We start from the raw sequence: 18,452 nt of genomic DNA on the forward strand, positions 1-18,452 counted from the left end.
GGGATGGCTCTGCTGACGCGATCGCGGCTCGGTCCCCGGGGGCGAGGCGGGAGGTGACCCTCCATGCGGAAAGTGGCGCGCTTCGACTGGATGTCCTGACCTCCGCTGGGCAAGCTATCGAGCCACAGGTCGGCCGCACATTGCTGGCCGATCGCACTCGTCAGGAGCAAAGGGTGTGGCGTTGAAAAATCGCACTAGCCCGGATCCTTCATGGCGACGCTGATGTGGTGTGTTCCGCGGTGTTGGGCCGGATACGCGGTTGATTGTTCCAGGTGGGTAGGATAACGGCCCGAGTGTCGTCTCGGGTGGGCGCCGGTTCCACAGGCCGGGTTGTCCGGGGCAGGTGGGCGGGCAGGTAGTGTGGTTAGCCGGGTTCGGCGAGCGCTCGGAGCCTGGTCAGCGCATTGACGAGCAGGCTGGTCCATGTGCCGTCGCGGGCGAGGTGGACGAGTGTGCGGCGTCCTGCGCGGGCGATCCGTGCGGCGGTCGAGAACAGCCGCAGTCGTAGGCGTTTGGGTTCCCAGTGGCGGGCCTCGTGGTGGTGGTCGCCGGTGAAGGCGAGCATCTGCATCCATGCGGTCAGCTCGCAGGCCAGCGAGATGATGGCACACCAGATCTGGTTCTGGGTGAAGTCGTGTAACGGCAGGTTGGTGAGCCCGGTGTCCTTCGCTACTCGGATCCGGTCTTCGGCGCGGGCGCGGCGGCGGTGCCGCAGCTCGAGGTCGGCCAACTGGCCGCGGGTGGTGTTGGTGGCGAACGCGGTGACGCGGTGTCCGTCGACCTGACTTCGGTCAGGCTAGTGCGCACTTCATGGTCAGGTGATTTGGGCGAGTGCGTCGCGTAGGTCGGTGGGGAGGGGGTCTTCAGCGGTGAGGAGTTGTCGGCCGGCGCGGATTTGGACGGTGCGATAGCGGCGGGCTGTGGTGACGAACTTCTTGATGGACCAGCCGGTGCGGTGCTCGATGAGCCGGGTGATCGCGAGCGCGGCGAGCACGATGTTCAGGTGGGCCTCGATCGAGTCGCGTTTGTGGGCGTAGATCGGCCGGGCGGCCAGGTCGTGCTCGGACATTCGGAACGACTTCTCGGCGCGCCACGAGGCGCCATTACTCCGGGCGGAGGTGGAAGGACTCCGCTGCTGGTCTGTCGCAGCAGACCGGTTGAAGCTGAGGGCAGCCCGACTGTGGAGACGCACGGGAGGGTGGGAGCAGCCCTGACAACGACGGGACACGCCGGTACTGCCAGACGGTGTGGGTCCGGCAAGCAAGACGAGACGCCGTACGAGAGGAACCAGTGTCTGACGCCCCGTAACCGTTCCACCGGCTCCAATCTGGCGGATACGCCGGGATGCAGTGCGCGCTGCCGAGTCGAGCATTTGGCGGCGACTCCGTGGCCGGGTCGAGAATCCGGTCGCGGAGGCCACGGTGAATGCCTGCGGCGTAGTCGTGGCGAGGCTGTCGGGGTATAGCTGGGCGGCTCGCTCGTCGACCGGGTGGTGGTGAACGTGGGAAGCGGTCTGGTGTCGCCCGTCCCGCCTTCGGGTGAAGGGCAGGTCCGGCGTCGGCTGAGGACACCAGATCGTGGCGGAGGTCTCGTAGTAGTCCGAGCGCGCGAGAGGCGCGTGCATGGCGAAGGGGACCAGCAAGTCAGCGACCGACGTACTGGAAGACCAGGAGGATCTCGCCGGTGAATACCGACGAACTGGAGGACGCCACGTGGGTGGCGGAACGACGGGTACTGGAGATCCAGACCAAGTTGCACCGTTGGGCCAGCGATGATCCTGATCGCAGGTTCGATGACCTGTTCAACCTCGTCACCGACCCAGCCTTCTTGCTGGTGGCATGGGCTCGGGTGCGGGGCAACAAGGGTGCCAGGACCGCCGGGGTAGATGGCCGCACCGCGGCATCCATCGCGGCGGGGACGGGTGTTGAGGAGTTCCTCGACGGGCTGCGGTCGGCGTTGAAGGACCGCAGTTTCCGTCCCCTTCCGGTACGGGAACGGATGATCCCCAAAGGCGGCGGCAAGCTGCGGCGGCTGGGGATCGCCACGATCACCGACCGGGTGGTCCAGGCGTCACTGAAGCTGGTGTTGGAGCCGATCTTCGAGGCGGACTTCCTCCCGTGTTCCTACGGGTTCCGTCCGAATCGCCGGGCCCATGACGCGGTCGCCGAGGTGCACTACTTCGCGTCCCGCCCACGCCGTTATGAGTGGGTGGTCGAAGGAGACATCACGGCATGCTTCGACGAGATCTCGCACCCGGCCCTGATGGACCGGGTGCGTCGGCGTGTCGGGGACAAACGCGTCCTGGCTCTGGTGAAGGCGTTTCTCAAGGCAGGTATCCTCGGTGAGGACCGTGTGCTGCGAGACACCGACACCGGAACCCCGCAAGGGTCGATCCTGTCGCCGTTGCTCAGCAACGTGGCACTCTCGGTGCTGGACGAGTACATCGCCCACGCACCGGGCGGGCCGAGCGCTACCCGTTACGAGCGGTCCAAGCGACGAGCACCGGGCCTGCCGAACTATCGGCTGGTCCGCTATGCCGACGACTGGTGCCTGCTCGTGGCCGGCACGAAAGCCGACGCGGAGGCGCTGCGCGAACAGATCGCAGACGTTCTGGCACCGATGGGTCTACGCCTGTCGGAGGCCAAGACGCTGATCACCCACATCGACGAGGGCCTCGACTTCCTCGGTTGGCACCTGCAGCGCCACCGCAAGCGGGGCACGAACCGGTACTACGTCTACACCTATCCCTCACGCAAGGCCCTTGCGGCCGTGATGGCCAAGGTGAAGACGCGGTGCCGCCACACAGGCACCGACCTGCCGCTCGACGCCCTGCTCATCTGGTTGAACCCGATGCTGCGGGGCTGGTGCGCCTACTTCCGGCACGGCGTGTCCAACGCGACCTTCCAATACCTGCGCTCTTACGTCTGGGGCCGGGTCATCGGGTGGCTGCGCCGTAAACACCGCCGAATCACCTGGAAGGACCTGCGCCGCCGCTATTGCGACGGCAAGTGGTGGCCAGCCAGTGACGATCGGGCACTGTTCAACCCCGCCTCGGTACGCACCATGCGCTACCGATACCGGGGCACTGTGATCCCGACACCCTGGCCGGTCACGGGATGAGGACCACAATGCGCCCTGACACGGGACTTGTGGAGCGCCCGGTGCCTTGAGAGGGGCACGCCGGGTGCGGGGAGCGGCCCGCAGAAACGGCCCGACCGAAAGGCGGGACCGCGCTGCGGGCCGACTCCACATCCGCCAGAGCTGGCTGTAGGCGCCGATCACGAGTTCCGGTGAGGGGTTGTCGAGGTTGGTGACGTAGCCCTTGAGGCCTGCGAGTGCGCAGGCCTTGGTCTCGAGGTCGCGGTTCACGCTCTTCTTGGCGTTGACGATCCTGATGAACCGGTTCCTTTTGACCGGCTCCTTGCCCGCAACGGCCTGCTCGGCCTTGGCGACCTGCTCGTCGATCCCGCGCAGCGCCCGGCGGGCCCGGTCGGCCTTGTACTGGTAGTAGAAGACGTGATCGCGCCGCTTGTCGTTGGGGCCGGCCGGCCAGGGCTGGACGAACACATGCCCGTCAGGGATCTGTTCGTCAGGATGGTCCGTGCGCCACTTCTTAACCTGGTAAGGGATCTCGGGGATCTTCGCGCCGATGATGAACGGCAGCCCGGCGGCCTCGATCGCCTTCTTGTTGGCATCCGACACCATCCCGGCGTCGGCGACCACGGTCACATCCTTCAACTGGTGGGCGGCCATGAACTTCTTGATAGTGGGCAGCATCGTCTTGGTCTCGGCCTTGTTGCCCTCGAACGCCTCCACCATCAACGGGAACCCGCTGGCATCGGTCAGCAACCCGATGGTGATCTGCGGCTCCAGCCTGCGTTCCTTCGAGAACCCCGGCTCACGGAACCCATCACCGGCATCGGTCTCGAAGTACAACGTGCTCACGTCGTACAAGACCAGACTCGCCGGCTCCAGCGCCGCATGCTTCGCGCACGCAGCCGCGAGCCGTCGCCGCCACCCGTCCTTGGCATAACTCGGCAGCCGCCGCGTCACCGTGCGATACGACGCCGCAGCGACCCCGACCTCCTCCAGCACCCGCAGAGCGTCCAGCTTGCTGGTCGGCTCCACGATCCGCGCCAGCACCAGGCCGCGGAACACCTCGTCCCCACCCGTGGCCTCATCGAACCCCAACACGTCGTAGGCGCGGCACAACGCCTCCCACAGATGCGCCATCCGCGACGACGCGATCTCCAACGGCCCCGCCCCAGCAGCCGCAGCGAGGCCAAGGTCGAGCTCGGGCTGGCCCTCCGACAGCCGGTCCGCCGCGGCCGCCTTCAACGCCTCAAGCTCCCGCTCATCATGCGCCGACCCCAAGTGCTCGATGTTGCGCGAGCCGCGCCGCGACGACCACACGATCTGAACCGCCGTCGCCCCCGAAGACGTCTTCACCGTCCGCACGTAGGCCACAACGACCGACTCTACGGCCCCGGCTAGTGCGCAGGTTCAGCGACTCCGCCGGACAAACCCCCAGGTCACCAGCCCGCCGCCGCACTCAACACAGCGACGTGACCGAAGTCAGGTCCTTCGCTACTCGGATCCGGTCTTCGGCTCGGGCGCGGCGGCGGTGCCGCAGCTCGAGGTCGGCCAACTGGCCGCGGGTGGTGTTGGTGGCGAACGCGGTGACGCGGTGTCCGTCGACGTCGGTGATCCGCAGCTGGGCGCCGGGGTGTGGGCGTTCCTTGCGGACGATCACCCGCATCCCCTGCGGCTACGCGGACAGGTTCAGCAGCCCGGTGACCTCGGCGACCCAGGCACCGTCACGCACGTCACCGTCAGCGTCGTAGGCCGGGACCCACGCGTGGTCGGGGATCAGCGCGAGTTTGTCGGCGAAGTCGTCGGCGAAGTCGTCGGGCAGGGTAACCCGACCGAGTACGACAACCGCTGGGCGACGATCCAGTCGAGGAAGTTATGGGTGCAGCCGGTCGAGTCGGCGCGGATCAGCACCCGCCGCCCGAGCTAGGCCCTCGGCCGGTACGAAGGCAAGTCGATGGCAGGCCTTATCGCCCTGGTCAGCACCGGCGAGATCGGCAGGGACTCAACGGACTTGTATGCGCATCTGGGCGGCCAACCCGCGTTGAATGCTACCCAACCGGTCCGGGCCAGCCCGTCGTACAGCCCGATATCTGAGAGGCTGATGCCGCCTACAGCGGAAGACGTCAGCGCGACTGGGGCGATTGGATAGGGAGTAGGTAGATGCCGGTGCCCTCGGCTGCGACGTAGCGCGCAGCCGGCGGAGTATCAGGGGTGTGGTTGGCGAGTGCTTCGTGGTTGGCAAGTTGCATGTTGGGGGCGTAGTACGTCAGCGATCCGAGTTGATGGGTCTGCCCGTTGAACTGGAAGGTGGCGTTCTCGATGGACATGCGTATTCCTGCCTCTGGCCGTTTCTCATGGGCCTGGAGGAACTCGCTCGACTTGTCCGGCGCGATGTTCAGCACCAGTTCTTCCGTCGCCAACTGGATAGACTCGCCGCGGATCGCGCGTGCGATGCAATCGAGGGCGCGGAGCTCTCGGGTGGGTACATCACCTGGCACGATGATGTCGTGGCCTGTGTGGTCTTGGAGAGTGATGAGATTTGCGACCAGGCCGGCGAGGTTCTGCAGCGTCGCCAGCTGTGGCAGGCCTGCTGGTGCCTTTCCTCGAGCTTTGATTCCGCGGCCGAATCGGATCTGGAACTCATCGCCGCCGTATACGGCGAGGAGAACCTCGAGCGTGGACCGGACGGGATCGGCGAGGCAGCCCGCGAATGGCCCGACTTGCATCCGCAGTGCTGGCTGGAGCTGGGCAGGCGCGCTTGGATCGGGCACCGGAAGCTCCAGGTGCAGACCGCCGGACTCGTCGCGGGCATAGAGCGTGGCCCCGAACCTCCCCCGTCGTTGTTCGTACGACGTGATCCGTGTGCTTGCTGTGACCCGGGATCCAGGGCTCACCGCCTCGAGGAAACCAGACCGCTTGGGTGCGTCCGCGTCCGGCTGCGTCCCGAGTTCGATCGACTCGACCGGTCCGGTCAGGAGATTCCCGAACAGACCTGCGGTTTGCTCGGAAGCGGTGATATCGATGGCCTCCAGATACCGACTATCTACCGACATCTGTCCGCCGAAAGCCACGAGCTGGTCATAGGTCGCTTGTGTGAGCTCGATCGCGGCCTGGTCGGACGCATCAGGGGAGCCAAAGCGCAACTCGACCGCGATAGGGTCCAGGCCAGCCGACTCGGCGTTCTTCGGTTGGACGCGAATCATCGTCTGGCCGTTGACCGTCGCAGGTTCGATCCGCCAGAACGGCGAAAGCTCGTTCGCGCGTTCAGCGAGGCCCGTCTGACGTGCGGCGAGATCAGGGATGCCGCGCCTCCGAGTACAGCCTGCTCCATCCCGTGCTGTTTTGCTCGCTTGAGTAACCGGCTGTCCGGTCCTTCGACGTAGCGGGTGAGGTCTTCACGCGAGGCGAACTGGCCGTCGAGCCAATCACGTCCCCACCACTCCAGCGTCGCTGGCGCTGCAAGCGAGGCGAGCGTTTGGGTGAACCACTCCTCCTCGCCCGGCGTGTGGTCGTGTGGGATGACCAGGACCCACTCGCTGATCTGCTGGTGGGTCAGAGCGACCTGCAGGGAACGTTGAATGTTGCGGCGTTGGCTGCCGCTCAGCGTGCGCGAGTGCGACTTGATCTCGAACACACGCATCCTGCCGTCCTCCAGCAGGTACGCGTCGTGCCCGCCGTCACCTCCCGACCCGTCCATGCTCCGGAGCCTGGGGTACAACTCGCGCAGCAGGATCTTGATAGCGCGCTCGACCTTGAGCGGATCGAGATCGTGCCAATCGAGCATGTCATCTCCAGATCGAGTTAGGGAGAGAAGGTTCCGGTCAGGTCTTTGCAGAGTTGGTTTCCGAATCTGTAGTCGAGTAGACGACGTCGATGCATCTGGTGAACGGCGACGCCGGGCGAGACTCCGACTCGTCGTGCGGCCGCAACGATCGCGGAGTTGGTCGTCAGCCCCTCGAACGGCTCCATTCCGGATTCGCCGAAGAGGACGTCCATGGCGAAGGTGTTCGCGTTCCGCTCGGCAGCGCTGTTCCGCTTCTTTTCGGTCTTGTACTCGAGATGCATCTCGCCTCTAGGGTCATTGAGAACGTGGCCGATCTCGTGGAAGAGGGCCCAGATCACGAACCCGTCCTTTCCCCAGCGACCCGTCTGCTGGATGACTGGCACGCGCTTGTCGATCCACCTCGTCATGCCGAGGAGTGGAAATCTGGCAGGTGGCTCGACCACCATGAACACGACTCCAACCCTCGCTAGACCGCGAGCAATGTCTTGCAACATGTCTCCGTCCGGTCGTGCAGCGCGGTCGCGTAGCTCTGGAAGCGCCTTCCGGAGCTGGTCAGGATCGTAGACATAGCCTCGTCCACGCTCGAACGCTTCAGAAAGCTCACCGGCACGGAGCCATGTCGTCAGCACCGTGATGTCGATCGTGGCGCCGGCGTCTTTGAGTGCCGCGAGTGCATAGTCGCCCGTTGTGGCTGACTCGTGGAGGTGGGTGTAGGCGGGCCAGGTTCCACACCTGTGGAAGGCGAGAAAGTCCGAGACAAGCCTCCCAGGGTCTCGTCGGGTCGCTCGTGTGGCTCCGAGTCGGCGAAGATAGGCAATTGCGTTCGGATCGATTGCGTCGAAATGCGCGGCGAGATTTTCCTCGTCGGCGATCCGAGCAAGGTCAGCACGGTAGGCGGCCTCGTACCGTAGCCAGGAGGCCGCGGGGACGCCCACCACGCGCTCCAGCCGAATCGCGGTCTCGCTTGTTACTGGCGCGTGGCCGTTGATGATCTCGTTTACCTGCTTTCGGCTGCGCCCGAGAAGATCTGCGACACGCTGCTGAGACAAGCCTTCTTCGGCGATCCATTCCTCCAGGTACTCACCTGGGGCAACGGCATAGGTGGTCGCGGTCATGGCTCTCCTTCCGAGTCTCAGTGGTAGTCGACGATCTCGATGACGGTGACGATTACTGCCTTGCATAACTCGGCGTCCCCTTCGGGCCGGATCAGCAGCCGGAAATTCCCGCTCAGCTTGCCGGCCCACATGCCATCCCTGTCCGCACCAAGCTCATGCCAGTGCCCGAGAGGATCGAGCGTCTCCAGTTCTCCAACCGTCTGTGCGATCTGCAGTGCGTTGATCCGCAACCGGAGCCGGCTGGCGATGTCGGCCCGCTTCTTCCGCATCTCTCGCTCGTCGGTGCACAGCTTCTCGAGCTTCGAGTCCTCGTATCGTACTTCCACCTTGGTGTCACCGATCTCGTTACAGTCTAGCACGCATGTTCGACCTATCATGCCCTAGTTGGTCGGTGGTGTGTGCCACATTCAGGCCGATAGGAGCGCCGAGCGGTGCAACCCGCGGGAGTGGAGCGGCGCGGTCAATCGCTTGGGCTGTAGTGCCCAGGGAGGTTGGTTAGGCGGGTGATGGGTGGGAGTTTCCTGGTGCCGGTGGACACTCCTATGTCTGTCAAGCGGGGAGTGGCGGGTGCTGGCTGCGTTGAGGTGCCGGTAGATTTGTCTGGCGGGGTAGCGCTTCAGGCAGCGTCGGATCTCTTTGGTGGAGCGACCCTCGGTGCGGCGTCATTCAACGGATTCGCGGGTGGCGGGGTCGTGGATTATGCGGGTGATGGTCGCCATGCGCAGAGCGCGGTTGAGGCGCCGGTCTCCGCCGCGGTTGAGCCGGTCCGGATCGTGTTTGCCGGAGGACGCGGGAATCGGGTCTACTCCGGCCAGGCAGGCGAAGGCGGCCTCTGAGCGAACCCGGCCGTGGTGGGGCCAGGCGGTCAGGCAGATCGCGGCGGTCACGGGCCCGATCCCGATCTTGTCCAGCAGCCCGGCCGCGGGAGTGGAGCGCAGCAGGGTGTCCATCGTCTTCTGTTTGGCGGACAGTTCTTGGTCGAGAGCGACGATCCCCTTCGCCAGACGCACGGCTTGGCCAGACGCACGGCCTCGGCGCGTGCGGTGGTGGCGGCCACCGGCTCGTCGCGGGTGCGCAGGGGAGATCTCGATGATCTGCTGGTTTGCTGAGTGGACGGCGAGCGTCGAGGCCGAGGTCGACGCCCCGAACGAGCGCGGTCAGCGCGTTGACGGCAGCCGTGCGTTCGCGGGTCATGTGATCTCTAGCCGCCACCAGGACAAGCAATGAGGCACGTTCACCGTCGCCGTGGCGCGGACGTCGCAGTTGGTGTTCGCCCAGCGGCAGCGCGGCCTCGGCTATTCGGCGGGCACCCAGAGGATCGGATTTTCCGACCCCGCGGTCGCCGCGATCGTTCATCCTCGGCGCCTCGAGGATCTGGTAGCCGGCCTGCGCCACGGCGTGGGCGAGCTGGGCGCCGTAAGTCGCGGTGCACTCGATCACCCACAAAGCAGCGAGGTCACCGCCAGTGCGGCGGGCGGCCGCGGCGATCGCGCGAGCAATGCCTGCCTTCTTCGTGGGGAACTCGCCCGAAACAACCTCGTTTCGACCGTCGCTATGGCCTCATTTTCGAGCGTCGCCGACATGCCCAAGCCCACGCCGAGCCAAGTGTGCAGCCGCCCACCCCGCCTCGGACCGCAGCAACTGGTCCCGAAAGAACTGCCCCGCTGCGACGTGAGCCTCCATCAGCCGACGATCATCACTGGTCACGCGCCACTCACCCCAGTCTCATGCCAATTCCGCCGTCGCCTCGAAGCTCGACGGTGGCGGTCGGCAACGGAACCCAGATCTCCAAGTCAAGGACTCTTGGATCAGCTCATGGGTGACGTCATGCAGGCCCTGGCCCGCACAGCAGGCACACACTCATGGGAGCTCTGGCCCGCGAACTGGTTCACAGGGCTCGGCATCGATGGGCGGTCCGTGATCGTCGATCGGGGTACGTCTCGCGCGCCTCCGTACCTCGTGCGCATCTCCGGGCGAGCTTGGCAACTCTTCCGGTGAGTCGGCATAGACGCCGGCGGACCGAGCCAACTGCTCCCCCATGTTGTCGATCGCTTCGTCCAGCAGCTCAATTGCGTATCGGATCGACCATCTCAACGCCCCCTGTCGGCAGGATGTTGTGGTCCTCTGCCTCCAGATCGTGCCTCGACGCCCGAGAATCTCGATGCACCGGCGCACCCTCTTCCTGACGACAGTTCCTCGAGGCCAGAGTCGGTCGGCTGAGCGGTAGGAGACACCCGGATGACGACTTCCGGGAGTCCTGGACGTCGGCCCCCAGAACGGCGACCAATTGAGACTTCTGTGGCTCAGGCGTTGAGCAGACCTCTGATTCGCCCGGTGGGCGATGAGTGGGTCAGGAGGTCTGGATGAGCAGGGAACCCTTGCCTGTGGGGACATGGGGAAAGATCACGTCGCGAGTGATCAGTCGGGATGCGAGTGGACGGGCTTTGAAGTTCGAGGCCCGTGCGAAGTTTCGGGATCTGGATGGACGGACCCGGCCGGTGGCGAAGAGGGGAAACACCGCGAGCCAGGCTGAGAATCGGCTTCGGGAAGCCCTGAAGGCTCGTCAACAGACCGGAGATGCAGGAGAGCTCAAATCCAGCGACCGGGTGTCGGCTGCCGCCGAGTTGTTCTTGGCAGAGGTCCTGGACCTCGTCGACCAGGACGTGCTGGCGCCCGGGACTTACCAGACATACAGATATCAGTACGACAAGAACCTCGAGCCACGCATAGGAGAGCTCCGCCTGATCGAAGCGAACACTCCTCGAGTCGCAGACGTCATCAAGGCAATCAGGGATGAAGTAGGCGCTGCCAGCGCAAAGACCTGTAAGAGCATCCTGACCGGCGCGTTCAGTGTGGCTGTGACACACGGCGCCCTGACAGCCAACCCGGTTCGGGAGGTCAAGATCCGGGCGACCTCCAGGAAGCGGCTGCCCCGCGCACTCGAGGCCGAGGAACGCGAACAGTGGTTCGAGCTGTTGCGGCAGGACGAGCAAGCTGTCAAGGCCGATCTGATCGATCTGAGCAAATTCATGATGGCCACCGGCGAGCGCATCGGCGAGAGTCTCGCCGTCACGTGGCAGGACCTGAACCGCATGACCGGAGATATCGACTGCAGTCACCAGGTCCAGCGCATCAAGGGCAAAGGACTGGTACGGCGCCGGGTCAAGTCTGTCGCTGGAGACCGGATCATCGGCTTACCACCGTGGGCGCTGGACATGCTCCTCGCGCGGTGGACAGCCCGGACTCCGCCGGATGCGCCGATCTTCCCGGACAGCAAGGGTGGATTCCGCGACCCACACAACGTGCAGAAGGCACTACGCAACGCACGCCGGCCGATCGGGGGCCACCGACGGCAGCAGCTGGGCGGGATGCTTCGCACCCATCGACGCGGCGCCGGCCTCACGCAGAACGAGGTCGTGGCCAAGCTCGGCTGGCGTAAGACCAGAATCAGCCTGATCGAGACCGGGCGGGTGAGACTGGCGCCCGAGGAGGCGGTCATCCTGGCCGATACCTACCGCCTGGGCAGAGCCGACAGGGCGGTCTTGCTCGAGCTCACGGAGCTGGCCGGCATGCGCTCCCTCGCCGACGAGCTCGAGTGGGTAACGGCTCACACGTTCAGAAAGACCACCGCCACCATTCTCGAGAGCGCCGGGCAGACGCCACGAGACGTTGCCGACCAGCTCGGCCACGCCCAGACCTCGACGACCGTCGACGACTACTTCGGCAGACGGCGCCGAAACCCCGGGGCCGCTCAGCACTTGGAGGACGCCCTCAGACACATCCATGAGAAGGATCGCGAAGCGTCGGCCGGGCCTGAGATGTAACGGCAGATCTCAACCAGCCGCTGAGGCAAAAGTGTGAGTAAGGGGTGAGTTGTGCCCCGGAAGCTCATCACTTCCGGGGCATATCCCCAGGTCAGAGAGCCGGTGAGGGGACTCGAACCCCTAACCACCGCTTTACAAGAGCGGTGCGCTGCCAGTTGCGCCACACCGGCGGGTGTAACGTGCTGGACCATCTTAGAGGATGGTGGGTGGTGGGGTTTCGGCGGTTGTGGGTGGCTCGGGCGGTTTCGTTTCTGGGGGACTCGCTGGGGCTGGTGGCGTTGCTGCTGTACGTCGAGGGGGCGACGGGGGCGGGGTTGGCGGTGGCGTTGTTGCTGTTGGCGGGGGACTTCACGCCGGGGTTGTTCGGGGCGTTCGCGGGGGCGATCGGGGATCGGTTCGACCTGCGTCGGGTGATGGTCACGTGTGATGTGCTGCAGGGTGGGCTGGTGGTGGCGATGGCGGTTACGTTGCCGCCGCTGCCCGTGCTGCTCGTGATGGTCGCCGTACGGAGTTTGGTGGCGCAGGTGTTTCAGGCGAGCTCGCGGAGTGCGGTGCCGGCGCTGGTGAAGGATGAGGAGCTGGAGCGGGCGAACTCTTGGCTCGGGGCGTGGACCAACGGGCTGGAGGCGATCGGGCCGCTGATTGCGGCGGGGTTGTTTCTGGTGGTTGACGTCCGGGGGATTCTGTTGGTCGACGCGGCGACGTTCTTCGTGTCGGCGGTCCTGCTGAGCGGGTTGCCGAAGCTGCCGCCGAGCGGGCCGAGGGAGCACAGCCTGGTCAAGGATGCGAGGGATGGGCTCGGGTACATCTGGCGTACCAAGGCTGTCCGGGTCATCGGTCTCGGGTTCTTCGCGGTGGTGGCGTTCAGCGGGGTGGATGACGTCGCGATGGTGTTTCTCGGCAAGGACGAGTTGCGGGGGAGCGACTCGGCTGTGGCGACGCTTTACGCGGGTGTGGGCATCGGGCTTGTCGCGGGGTACGCCGTACTCAGCCGGTATGCGAGCCGCTTCCGGATGCCGGCGTTGATGCTGGTCGGGTTCGCCGTGAGTTGCGCGGGGAATCTGTTTACCGGGCTTGCGTGGGCGGTTTGGGCCGCGCTCGCGCTTCAGGTGGTGCGCGGCCTCGGGATCGCGGGGGTTGATGTGGCGATCAACACCCACCTTCAGCGCATTGTGCCGGCGCACATGCGGAGCCGGGTTTTCGGGAATCTGTACGGCGCCATCGGGCTGGCTGCCGGCGTGTCGTACATCGGCGGTGGTTTGCTCCTCGAGCACACCGACGCGCGGGTCACGTTTGTTGCTGCGGGCATCGGTGGGTTGCTGGCTACTGCGGCGACGGCGGTTGGAGTTCGGCGATCGGCTGTTTGAGGGATCGGGCGCCTGGTACGGCGATCAGCGCGATCACTGCCATCACGAGGAATGCCGCGGTCGGGTGGTCGACGAGGAGGCCGACTACGACGGCTACGAGGAGGCCGCCGAGGTTGCCGGCCATCCAGATCAGGCCGGCTGCGGTGCCTTCGGCTTCTCCGGTACGGCGTTCTACGAGTTCCAGGACGATGGGGAGTGCCGGGAGGAGGAGCAGGCCGATCAGGGTGATGGCGACGAAGCCGGTCAGGACGCCGGGGGCTATGGCGAGTGTGAAGCAGGCGAGGGCGGTGAAGGTCAGGCTCAGGGCAAGGTGGGTTGATTCGGCTCGGTGGCGGGCGATGACGACGGGGATGATGGCGCTGCCTAGGACTCCTGCGACTACGTTGAGCAGGAGGATGGTGCTCGCGGTGGTGCTGCTCACTCCGGCTGGCTCCAGGAGGGCCTGGGCGAAGGTGCTTAGGGCAACGAAGACGCCGAAGGGGAAGATGGCGAGGACGGACAGGCGACGGATGAGCGGGTCCGCCCAGGCGATCCGAAGGGGACCGCGCTCACCGGGGCCGAGCCTTGTCGGGTCGAGGTTCGCGGGGCCGGCGGTGTTGTGGGCGGTGAGGCGGTTGGTGGCGGGCGTGAAGTTGCCGGCGGTGCGGAGGGTGGTGGCGAGGACGAGTGCCGCGGTTGCGCAGAAGGCGGCGCTCGCGGCCAGCATGGGGCGCAGGGAGGTGCCGAAAATGGCGCTGAGGAGGAAGGCGAGGATCATGCCGGCGAAGATGCTGGCAGTGCCGACGGCGATGCCTTTCGGCCGGTCGTCCGGGGACAGGTAGCGGCCGGTGATGCCGGTGACGGCGTTCAGGACGAGGGGTTGGGCGATCGAGGCGACGATCTGTCCGGCGAGCAGCCAGCTGTAGTCGTCGCCGATCAGCCGGACGGCAGCACCGGCAAAGGTCAGCCAGGCGCCGATGAGCAAGGCGGGGCGGAACCAGCGGTCCAGGAGCAGGCCGCACGGGATGGCGAGTACGACGTACAGCAGCGGGAACACCTGGGCGAGCCAGCCGATGGCGCTCTCGGACACGCCGTAGTGCGCGGCCGCGTCGGTGGTGACGCCGGCGAAGTTGAGCCAGACCAACTGGGTGGCCGCACCGACCAGGGAATAACCGACGATCGCCGTCCAGCGACTCCCGGTCACGACTCGCGCCATCCACGCCCTCCCAAAGCCGGTCTGAGCGCACTGTAATGCCGTCACACGGCCCTTCACACGCGACCGGCGTACAAAAGGGGACATGACTGATTGGGAGGGGCCGCTCGGGGAGGCGTACGAGCGCGCGCAGGAATATCTCACCACGCTGCCAGAGCGACCGGTCGGCCCGCGGGCCACCGCGGCGGAGCTGTACGACGCGCTCGGGGGTGCGCTGCCGGAGCAGTCGACGGATCCGCAGGAGGTGATCGCGCATCTGGCCAAGGGCGTCGAGGAGGGGTTGTTGCCCAGCGGCAGCGGCCGGTTCTTCGGGTTCGTCTTCGGCGGCGCGACCCCCGCGGCGCTGGCGGCGGACTGGCTGACGACGGTCTGGGACCAGAACGCGGGTCTGTACGCCGCCTCGCCCGCGGCGGCTGTGGTCGAGGAGGTCGCGGCGCGCTGGCTGGTCGAGCTGTTCGGGCTGCCCGCACACACCTCGGTGGGCTTCGTGACCGGGGCGCAGATGGCCAACTTCACCGGGCTCGCGGCGGCGCGGCACGCCGTACTTCAGAACCAAGGCTGGGACGTCGAGCGGGACGGGCTGATCGGTGCGCCGCCGATCCGTGTGCTGGCCGGCGCGGAGCGGCACGACACGGTCGACCGGGCGCTGCGCTTCCTCGGACTCGGCACGAGCTGCATCGAGCCGATCGAGGTCGACGGTCAGGGACGGATGCGGGCCGAGGCGCTCGCAGCGGCCCTTCAAGACAACGAGTCCACGATTGTCTGCGCCCAGGTCGGCAACGTGAACACTGGCGCGATCGATCCGATCGGGGAGATCTGCGAGGCAGCGCACAAGGCCGGCGCGTGGGTGCACGTGGACGCGGCGTTCGGTCTGTGGGCCGCGGTCAGCCCCACCCTTCAACCACACCTCCACGGCATCGAAAAGGCCGACTCCTGGGCGACGGACGCGCACAAGTGGCTCAACGTCCCGTACGACTCGGGCCTGGTGCTCTGCGCCCAGCCCCAAGCTCACCGCGCTGCGATGTCGGTCCGGGCGTCGTACCTGATCCATGACGAGAACGGGGAGCGCGACTCGCTCGAGTTCAACCCGGAGTTCTCCCGGCGGGCGCGTGGTTTCGCGGTGTACGCCGCCATCCGGGCGCTCGGGCGTGAAGGGATCGCCGAGATCGTCGACCGGTGTCACGCGATGGCGCGGCGGTTCGCGGACACGCTCGAAGCACACGGAGTCGCCGTACTGAACGATGTCGTGCTGAACCAGGTCCTGGTCCGCTTCGGCGACGACGACGAACTCACTCGCCGAGTCGTCAGTGAAGTGCAGCAGGAAGGCACCTGCTGGATGTCCGGCACCACCTGGCACGGCAAGGCCGCCATGCGCATCTCGGTCAGCAACTGGACCACGAACGAAGACGATGTCGACAAATCAGTCGCCGCGATCCTCCGCTGTCTAGCTCGCGAAGGACTCTAGTTGGGCGAGGGCGGCGTTGAGGGAGTCGCGGAGGGGGGCGGGGCGGCGGAGGGTTTGGGAGAGGAGTACGCCGCCCTGCATCGCGGCGAGGAGTGTGTTCGCGAGGGAGTCCGGTTCGGCGTCGGGGCGCAGCAGGCCCTGGTCGCGCATGCCGTGCAGGTCGTGCCGGAACTGGTCGAGCCAGCGGTCGTAGCCGTCGGCCAGGTGGGCGCGTGTCTCCGGGCTGGTCTCGGCGAGCTGGCCGGCGAGTGAGCCGAGCTCGCAGCCGCCCTGGAACTTCCGCGCCGTCTGCCGCGCCACCAGTTGGTCGGCCCACCGGTGCCACGCCTCGAACGAGTCCAGCACCGGCTCGCGTTCCAGCGCCGCATCGGTCTGCCACGCGATCACGTCGTCGATCAGCGTCTGCTTGTCGTGGAAGTAGTGCGTGAGCTGCGAGCCGCTCACACCCGCCGCCCGGCGGACGTCGTCGAGCCCGGTCCCGGCGACGCCCCGGCGCAGTACCAGGTCGGCCGCGGCCGCCAGGATCCGCTCGCGGGTCGCCCGGCCCTTGGCGGTCAGGCGCTCCTCGTCCATGACATCGAGGCTACCGCCCGTTTGGGTCTCGGAACCCAGAAAGCCATGGCGCATGATGGAGCCATGGGTGAGGGGATTCTGGAGCTGGCGCAGGAGCTGGTCGAAGTCAGCCGGCTGGTCGAGGACGACGATGTCGCCACCACGCTGGGCCGGTTCGTGAGCCGGGTGGTGCGGACCGTGCCGGAGTGCGAGGAGGCCTCGATCACCGTACTCACCGGCGACACGGCGGAGATCGTCGCGCGCTACCACAAGACCGCCGACCCGGTCGCCGAACCCACCCGCGCCACCCTCGGCGCCCAGCTGACCGAGATGGACGGCCCGCTGCACGACGTCCTGACGTACGGCGAGCCGCACCGGGTCGCCGACCTTGCCGCCGATCACCGCTGGCCGGAGTTCGCGGCGGCCGCCATCAACGCCGGGTACCGGAGCAGTCTGATGCTCCCGTTGCCGGCGGTCACCGGGTCCGCGTCCGCGTTCAGCCTGTTCTCGGCCAAGGTCGACGCTTTCGGGAGTACGTCGTACGACGTCGTGCTGCTGTTCGCGCTGCACGCCGGGGTCGCGTTCGACAACGTGCAACTGTTCAACGACAGCCGCAGCCTGGTCGAGCAGCTGCGTACGGCGCTCCTCACGCGGACCGTGATCGGCCAGGCGCAGGGCGTGCTCATGCACCGCTACGGGATCACGACCAGCGTCGCTTTCGACGTACTCAAGCGCGCCTCGCAGGACAGCAACGTCAAGCTCCGCCAGCTGTCCTCCGACCTCGTGGACGGGCAGAACCAGGGGCGCCTGGCCGACGCGCTCCGCAAGTACGGCCTGCAAACCGGCGAGTGAGGGTGTCGATTTCGGGCCGAGCCGTACGACGCACTGGTGCAAGCACACTTCGTGAAGGAGACACCAGATGTCGTTCCAGGCGTACTTGGACAAGATCGAGGAGAAGACTGGTCGCACCCCGCGGGAGCTGGTCGAGCAGGCGAAACAGCTCGGCTACGACGCTCGGGACGTCAAGGCCGGCGTGATCTGCGACTGGCTGAAGGCGGACTACGACCTCGGCCGCGGGCACGCGATGGCGCTGGTGCACGTGATCAAGAACGGCCCGGTGATCAGCGACAAGCACGTCGGCCGGAAGGGTCCGCACGGGGACGCGTCCAACGTCCTGTGGCTCGACGGCAAGGCGACTAACCCGGCCGGTTGACCAGGGCGAGCTCCGCCAATTGGGCCAGGCGGTGGGCTCGGGCGGACTCGGCGGGCGTGAACGGCTCGCCGGGGCGGGTGAAGGCGAACAGGCCGGTCCAGGGCGACGGGATCTTGAGCACGGTCCCGTCGGCGGGCAGTGGACCGGCCAGTGCGACCCGGTCGGTGACGAGCTGGGCGCCGAGCAGTTCGGCGACCGCGTGCGGGAGCTCGCTCGGGTCGCCGACCACGCGCGCCGACAGGCTGAGCGCCTTCGTCTGGCCGTCGACGAGCGCGAGTGTGGTCGTCGGCCAGACGTGAACGTCCCGGCCGCCGGCCGATTCGATTGCTTCCAGCAACGATTCCGGAGTGGTCGGGTCCGGTGTCGAGACGACGAGCTCGTCGCGGACGCCGTCCGGCATCGGGTGCACGTGGAGCCCGAGGATGTTCGCGTCCAGCTCGGCCAACTCGTGCGTCAGCCGCTCGAGCGCGCCGGCCCGGTCCGTGAGCGTGACCCGGATCCGCCAGAGCGCGTCGATGCCGGCGTTCGGCCGGGTGTGCGGGGCGTGCAACCACGAGCGGAGCAGCCGCATCGTCGACGGTTCGATGACCCAGATCACCAGGGCGGTTGTGGCGATCACGAGCAGTGTGACGGCGACGACATACGGCGGATGGAACGCCAGCACGACCGCGTGGAGGGCGAACTCGACCGGGAAGATCGCGAGCAGCTTGGCCACGGTCAGCCGCATCCGGCGGGGATGTGGGAGCCGTCCGCACACCTCACAGGCGGTCCCGCCGACGAGCGCCGTACGTAAGGGTTCCATGCTTCCGAGCGTGCCGGACGGACGTTGCTCAGCTGTTGCGGCGAT

At 66.7% G+C, this 18,452-nt stretch carries 14 protein-coding genes, 1 tRNA gene and 5 pseudogenes; 6 read left to right on the forward strand and 14 right to left on the reverse strand.

What is annotated here, in order from left to right; all coding sequences use genetic code 11:
• Positions 1-364 precede the first annotated feature (364 nt).
• Together ACIBGM_RS16730 and ACIBGM_RS16735 are read right to left on the reverse strand one after the other, a co-directional pair.
• Positions 365-778: pseudogene (locus tag ACIBGM_RS16730) on the reverse strand (transposase); the annotation flags it as partial.
• Between the two features lie 36 nt (positions 779-814).
• A pseudogene (locus ACIBGM_RS16735) lies at positions 815-1,093 on the reverse strand (IS1634 family transposase); the annotation flags it as partial.
• Positions 1,094-1,683: 590 nt separating this feature from the next.
• Here ACIBGM_RS16735 and ltrA point away from each other — a divergent pair.
• Complete coding sequence (gene ltrA / locus ACIBGM_RS16740; protein ID WP_396386067.1) at positions 1,684-3,120, forward strand: group II intron reverse transcriptase/maturase; 1,437 nt, start codon at positions 1,684-1,686, stop codon at positions 3,118-3,120.
• A gap of 129 nt (positions 3,121-3,249) precedes the next feature.
• Here ltrA and ACIBGM_RS16745 read toward each other — a convergent pair.
• The 8 genes and pseudogenes from ACIBGM_RS16745 to ACIBGM_RS16780 all read right to left on the reverse strand — a co-directional run.
• Positions 3,250-4,458 (reverse strand): annotated as a pseudogene (locus ACIBGM_RS16745) (IS1634 family transposase); the annotation flags it as partial.
• Between the two features lie 121 nt (positions 4,459-4,579).
• Positions 4,580-5,010: pseudogene (locus ACIBGM_RS16750) on the reverse strand (transposase); the annotation flags it as partial.
• A 206-nt stretch (positions 5,011-5,216) separates the two neighbouring features.
• Positions 5,217-6,296: a hypothetical protein gene (locus ACIBGM_RS16755; RefSeq protein ID WP_396386068.1), complete on the reverse strand. Its 1,080-nt coding sequence runs from the start codon at positions 6,294-6,296 to the stop codon at positions 5,217-5,219.
• The gene (locus ACIBGM_RS16760) at positions 6,293-6,877 is read right to left on the reverse strand and encodes a hypothetical protein (protein WP_396386070.1); all 585 of its coding nucleotides are present in this window, start codon (positions 6,875-6,877) and stop codon (positions 6,293-6,295) included. Before ACIBGM_RS16760 ends, ACIBGM_RS16755 begins: the two co-directional genes overlap by 4 nt.
• A gap of 17 nt (positions 6,878-6,894) precedes the next feature.
• Positions 6,895-7,992 carry a HigA family addiction module antitoxin gene (locus ACIBGM_RS16765; protein WP_396386072.1) on the reverse strand — a complete coding sequence of 366 codons (1,098 nt, stop codon included), beginning with the start codon at positions 7,990-7,992 and terminating at the stop codon, positions 6,895-6,897.
• Between the two features lie 17 nt (positions 7,993-8,009).
• Positions 8,010-8,318: a type II toxin-antitoxin system RelE/ParE family toxin gene (locus ACIBGM_RS16770; RefSeq protein ID WP_396386074.1), complete on the reverse strand. Its 309-nt coding sequence runs from the start codon at positions 8,316-8,318 to the stop codon at positions 8,010-8,012.
• A gap of 336 nt (positions 8,319-8,654) precedes the next feature.
• Positions 8,655-8,942, reverse strand: coding sequence for a transposase (locus ACIBGM_RS16775; protein ID WP_396386075.1), 288 nt, complete (start codon positions 8,940-8,942; stop codon positions 8,655-8,657).
• A 202-nt stretch (positions 8,943-9,144) separates the two neighbouring features.
• A pseudogene (locus ACIBGM_RS16780) lies at positions 9,145-9,525 on the reverse strand (transposase); the annotation flags it as partial.
• An 830-nt stretch (positions 9,526-10,355) separates the two neighbouring features.
• On the opposite strand from ACIBGM_RS16780, the gene ACIBGM_RS16785 reads away from it, so the two are divergent.
• The gene (locus ACIBGM_RS16785; RefSeq protein ID WP_396386076.1) at positions 10,356-11,816 is read left to right on the forward strand and encodes a helix-turn-helix domain-containing protein; all 1,461 of its coding nucleotides are present in this window, start codon (positions 10,356-10,358) and stop codon (positions 11,814-11,816) included.
• Between the two features lie 97 nt (positions 11,817-11,913).
• Here the strand turns inward: ACIBGM_RS16785 and ACIBGM_RS16790 are convergent.
• A tRNA-Thr gene (locus ACIBGM_RS16790) sits at positions 11,914-11,986 on the reverse strand.
• On the opposite strand from ACIBGM_RS16790, the gene ACIBGM_RS16795 reads away from it, so the two are divergent.
• A complete protein-coding gene (locus ACIBGM_RS16795) occupies positions 11,960-13,183 on the forward strand; it encodes an MFS transporter (RefSeq protein ID WP_396386078.1) in 1,224 nt (407 codons plus the stop codon). The two genes, ACIBGM_RS16790 and ACIBGM_RS16795, sit on opposite strands and share 27 nt — an antisense overlap.
• On the opposite strand, the gene ACIBGM_RS16800 is transcribed toward ACIBGM_RS16795, so the two are convergent.
• Entirely contained in the window at positions 13,140-14,378 is a 1,239-nt protein-coding gene (locus ACIBGM_RS16800; RefSeq protein WP_396386079.1) for an MFS transporter, read from the reverse strand. The genes ACIBGM_RS16795 and ACIBGM_RS16800 overlap by 44 nt on opposite strands.
• A gap of 82 nt (positions 14,379-14,460) precedes the next feature.
• Between ACIBGM_RS16800 and ACIBGM_RS16805 the strand changes: the two genes are divergently transcribed.
• A complete protein-coding gene (locus ACIBGM_RS16805; RefSeq protein WP_396386081.1) occupies positions 14,461-15,840 on the forward strand; it encodes a pyridoxal phosphate-dependent decarboxylase family protein in 1,380 nt (459 codons plus the stop codon).
• On the opposite strand, the gene ACIBGM_RS16810 is transcribed toward ACIBGM_RS16805, so the two are convergent.
• A complete protein-coding gene (locus ACIBGM_RS16810; protein ID WP_360534264.1) occupies positions 15,820-16,413 on the reverse strand; it encodes a TetR/AcrR family transcriptional regulator in 594 nt (197 codons plus the stop codon). The genes ACIBGM_RS16805 and ACIBGM_RS16810 overlap by 21 nt on opposite strands.
• A gap of 63 nt (positions 16,414-16,476) precedes the next feature.
• Here ACIBGM_RS16810 and ACIBGM_RS16815 point away from each other — a divergent pair, with 63 nt between their 5' ends.
• Both ACIBGM_RS16815 and ACIBGM_RS16820 read left to right on the forward strand, forming a co-directional pair.
• Positions 16,477-17,244 carry an ANTAR domain-containing protein gene (locus ACIBGM_RS16815; protein ID WP_360534262.1) on the forward strand — a complete coding sequence of 256 codons (768 nt, stop codon included), beginning with the start codon at positions 16,477-16,479 and terminating at the stop codon, positions 17,242-17,244.
• 67 nt (positions 17,245-17,311) lie between these two features.
• Positions 17,312-17,605, forward strand: coding sequence for a DUF4287 domain-containing protein (locus ACIBGM_RS16820; RefSeq protein ID WP_396386085.1), 294 nt, complete (start codon positions 17,312-17,314; stop codon positions 17,603-17,605).
• On the opposite strand, the gene ACIBGM_RS16825 is transcribed toward ACIBGM_RS16820, so the two are convergent.
• Entirely contained in the window at positions 17,589-18,407 is an 819-nt protein-coding gene (locus ACIBGM_RS16825) for an ACT domain-containing protein (RefSeq protein WP_396386087.1), read from the reverse strand. The genes ACIBGM_RS16820 and ACIBGM_RS16825 overlap by 17 nt on opposite strands.
• Positions 18,408-18,452: the final 45 nt, after the last annotated feature.

Origin of the sequence: Kribbella sp. NPDC050470 (assembly GCF_044458365.1) — a bacterium.
Classification (GTDB): domain Bacteria; phylum Actinomycetota; class Actinomycetes; order Propionibacteriales; family Kribbellaceae; genus Kribbella.